Raw genomic sequence first — 4,005 nt, 5'->3', positions numbered from 1 at the left:
GTCCGTGACGGGGTCGTCCGAGCCGTGCTGCTCCTCGCTCGGCCGCTGGCCCTCGTCGGTTCGCTCGTCGGTTCGCTCGTCGGTTCGCTCGTCGGTTCGCTCGTCGGTTCGCTCGTCGGTTCGCTCGTCGGTTCGCTCGGTGGGCTCGAGGTCGACGGCGAACTCGTCGACGATCGGCTCGCCGACCGACGTCGGCTCCGGGTGGTCCATGTCGGTCTCGGAGTGCGCCCCGCAGCCGTGGTCGAGCGAGACGACGCGGCCGTCGGACGGGCTCCACTCGTTGGCGCACACGCCGAAGGTCACCCGCAGCGCGCCCGCCATGGGCAGGAAGTAGCCGCAGGTCGTGCAGTGCTCGGTCGCCTTGGCCGCCACCTCGGACTCCGGCCCGTGGTCGCCGAAGTACCAGCGGGAGGCCGCGGACTCGCGACCCTCCGCGGACAGCACGCGCGGACGGCCGAGGCCGAGCTCGAAGAAGGCCATCTGGTCGACGTCCTCCTCGCCCGTGGCCTCGAAGCCCGCCTCGAGGTTCGGGTCGTCGGGGCGGAAGGGCAGCACGTCGCCGGCGCCGAGGTCGCCGGGAGCCAGCCGGTCGGCATACGGCAGCCACTCGGGGGCCAGGACGGCGTCGGCGCCGGGGAGCAGGTTGGTCTCGCAGACCGTGGCCACCTTGCCGCGCGGCACCCGGGCGACGCTGACGCCCCAGCGCCACCCGCGGTAGCCCGGCGACGTGCACTCGAACCAGTGCATGCCGAGGCGCTCCTCGAGCAGGTCCATGCCGAGGTGGGCTCCGATGGTTCCGGGCTCGGCGACCTCCTCGAGGACGCTGCGGGCGAGATCGGACGCGGCCAGCAGCACGGCGTCCGTCTTGGGGGTGGTGACGGTCATCGGCTCACTTCTCCAGCTCGTCGGCGAGGCCGCGCAGGGCTCGTGCGACGTTCGAGGCGAGCTTGCGGTCGGGGCGGCGTCCGGCGCGGTAGCCGTTGCCGACGCCGTCGAGGAGCTGCACGACGTCCTCGATGATGACGACGAGCTCCTCGGGCGTCCTGCGTTCGCGCGCGGACATGTTGGCGGCGACCGACTGGACCGGGTCGAGCAGCTTGACCGACAGCGCCTGGGCGCCCTTGCGTCCCTCGACGATGCCGAACTCGACACGCACGCCCTTCTTCAGCGTCGTGACGCCCTCGGGGAGCGCGTTCGCGTGCAGGAAGACGTCCGCACCGGAGTCCTCGGAGATGAATCCGAAGCCCTTGTCCGCGTCGTAGAACCTGACCTTGCCAGTCGGCACAGTCCACCTCGTTCAGATCTCGGTCGCCGTTCGACGGCGCGACTCGATGGCGCTCGTTGCGCTCTGCTCCCAGCCTAACGGCTCACCGCAACGGGATTGCCCCGTCCCGCGAGCCCGGCACCCCCACGTCGAATGCCCAGTTCCCGACGCCGGAAAGTGGGCACTCGACCCCACGGGTCCACGCCCCGCCAGGTCGAGTGCCCAGCTCCCGCGGCGCCTCAGGCGGGGCTGATGCCCCAGGTGCCCGTCCACTCCTCGCCCGGCTCGAGGACGACGAGCCCGTCGCCCGAGTTGAAGGCGTCGGCTGGACAGGTCATCGGCTCGACGGCGATGCCGACCTCGCCCTTGCGGTCCTCGGCGATGGCTGTGAAGACCTGCAGCCACGGGAAGGCGGCGTCGGCCCACAGGGTGGTCGCGCGGTCGGCGGCAGCCACGGTGCAGCGCCACAGGCCGTCCTCGTCGCGCAGGACGTCGGTGTAGGCGGTGTCGAGACGTGCGCCGTCGACGCGGTGCGCCACCCGGAAGTCGTAGGGGCCGCCGTCGACCGGGTGCGTCGCCGCGGGGAGCAGCCGCTCGTCCACCTCGACCCACGTCGCGGCCGGGGCGCGCAGCTCGACGTCGGGCAGCAGCGTGTCCCCGATCGCGAGGTAGGGGTGGGCGCCGCAGCCGAAGGGTGCGGCCGACGGGCCGACGTTGCGTGCGGCCGCCGTGACGACGAGACCCGAGTCGTCGAGCAGGTAGGTGGTGCGCAGGTCGAGGAAGTGGTCCCAGCCGGGCTGGGGGTGAAGGCGGTAGCCGACCGTCACGCGGTCGTCCTCGAGCTCGACGAGCTCCCAGAGCGCCCAGCGCACGAGGCCGTGGCTCGCGTTGCCGCGCGGGACCTCGGTCACCGAGAGCTGGTGCTCGGTGCCGCCGAAGATGTAGCGGCCGTCGCGGATCCGGTTGGGCCAGGGCATGAGCTGCTGCCCACGACCGGAGGCACAGCTCTCGTCGGCGGCATACCCGGCGACGAGGTCGACGCCGTCACGGGTCAGCGTGCGCAGGCCACCGCCCACCTCGACGACAGTCGCCTCGAACGGACCGTGGCCGATGGTCCACTGCTCCCCGGTCGGGTGTGCCGGGGCGGGCCCGGCGCCTGAGGCCGGTGAGAGCGCGCTCATGGGCGCAACGCTAGCGGGCGGGCGGGCCGCGCGTGGGCAGGCCCACGGCATACGTGCGCAGGGCGCCGGCCGCAGGGCAGTAGGTTGGGCGGATGGCCACCCCGAGCCGGAGCCTCGCCGACGACATCCGCGGTCGCGGCGACGCAGAGCTCATCGACCTCGTGCTCGCGCGCCCGGATCTCGCGCGTCCGGCCCCGGCCGACCTGACGAGCCTCGCCGCGCGGGCGGGCACCCGCGCCAGCGTGCAGCGCGCCGTCGAGGCCCTCGACCGCGGCCGCCTCCAGGTGCTCGAGGCCATCGTCGTCGCTGGGGACGCCGCCGACCGCAGCGTGCTGCTGCACCTGCTCGGCACCGACGACGCCTCGACCGTCGACACCATCGTGCAGGACCTGTGGCGGTCCGCCCTGCTGTGGCGCGGCGCCGACGGCGAGCACGTCGTGCGCACCGTGCCCGAGGTGCTCGGCACGGCCGTGGCGGGACTGGGCGCACCGATGCACGAGCTGCGCCCGTCGGCGCCGCCCGAGCAGGCCGACCCCGAGCGCATCCGGACGATCATCGCCGAGGCCCCCGACGACTCGCGCGCCATGCTCGAGCGGATGACGTGGGGGCCCGCGTTCGGCGTCCTGCCGGCMGCGCAGCCCGGACGGACGACAGCCCGCTGGCTCCTCGAGCACCACCTGCTCGTCCCCGTGTCGACCGACCGCGTCGCGCTGCCCCGCGAGGTCGGCCTCGTGCTGCGGGAGGGACGCCTGCACCGGTCGACCGAGCTGACCCCGCCTGACATCGTGTCCCGCACGGTCTCCCTCGTCGACGGCGCCGCGGGTGGAGCGGCGAGCGAGTGCCTCACCCACGTCGACGAGCTCGCCGCCGCCTGGGGTGCCGACCCCCCGCGCGTGCTCCGGGCCGGTGGCCTGTCGGTCCGTGACCTCCGGGTCACCCAGCTGGCGCTCGACCTCGACCCCGAGCACACCGCCTTCGTCGTCGAGCTGGCGTATGCCGCGGGCCTCGTCGCCGACGACGGCGAGGTCGTGCCGGTCTGGGCTCCCACGTCGGAGATCGACGAGTGGAGCTCGAGCGAGGCCGGGCACCGGTGGGCGACGCTGGCCCTGGCCTGGCTCGGCTCGACCCGCGCACCCCACCTCGTCGGCCGTCGGAGCACCGGCACCGGACCCGCCAACGCGCTCGGCCCGGACGTCCAGTGGCCCGCGATCCGGGCCATCCGCCGCGAGGTGCTGCGCGAGCTCGCCTCGCTCGAGCAGGGCAGCGCGCCCGACCGCGGCTCGCTCCGCGAGCGCCTCGCCTGGCGCCGACCCAACCGGTCCGCAGCGGTGCTCGACGAGGCCGTCGAGGCGGTCCTCCGCGAGGCGGACTGGCTCGGGGTGACCGGACGCGGCGCCCTGTCCGAGGCCGGCCGAGCGCTGCTCGCCTCCCCCGACTCCGTCGACGACGTGGCGGCCTGCATGGCGGCGCACCTGCCCTCCCCCGTCGACCACATCCTCGTCCAGGCCGACCTCACGGCTGTCGCACCCGGGCCGCTCGTCGGCGGCCTCGGCTCGTTCA

Annotated in this window: 3 protein-coding genes and 1 pseudogene; 1 reads left to right on the top strand and 3 read right to left on the bottom strand. The window is 74.3% G+C overall.

The genetic code is table 11. The features are described from left to right. The 3 genes from AC1DP0_RS19140 to AC1DP0_RS19130 all read right to left on the bottom strand — a co-directional run. Positions 1-885, bottom strand: an 885-nt coding sequence (locus AC1DP0_RS19140) for a DUF3027 domain-containing protein (RefSeq protein WP_478087568.1), incomplete at its 3' end; no start/stop codon positions are given. A gap of 4 nt (positions 886-889) precedes the next feature. After that, positions 890-1,285 (bottom strand): cold-shock protein, encoded by a 396-nt coding sequence (locus AC1DP0_RS19135; protein WP_478087564.1) that lies wholly within the window; start codon positions 1,283-1,285, stop codon positions 890-892. 218 nt (positions 1,286-1,503) lie between these two features. Then, the gene (locus AC1DP0_RS19130; RefSeq protein ID WP_478087561.1) at positions 1,504-2,445 is read right to left on the bottom strand and encodes an aldose 1-epimerase family protein; all 942 of its coding nucleotides are present in this window, start codon (positions 2,443-2,445) and stop codon (positions 1,504-1,506) included. Positions 2,446-2,537: 92 nt separating this feature from the next. On the opposite strand from AC1DP0_RS19130, the pseudogene AC1DP0_RS19125 reads away from it, so the two are divergent. Next, positions 2,538-4,005, top strand: a pseudogene (locus AC1DP0_RS19125) (helicase-associated domain-containing protein); the annotation flags it as partial.

Source organism: Terrabacter sp. P5_B1 (assembly GCF_056400505.1).
This window is presented reverse-complemented; position numbering and strand designations above follow the sequence as displayed.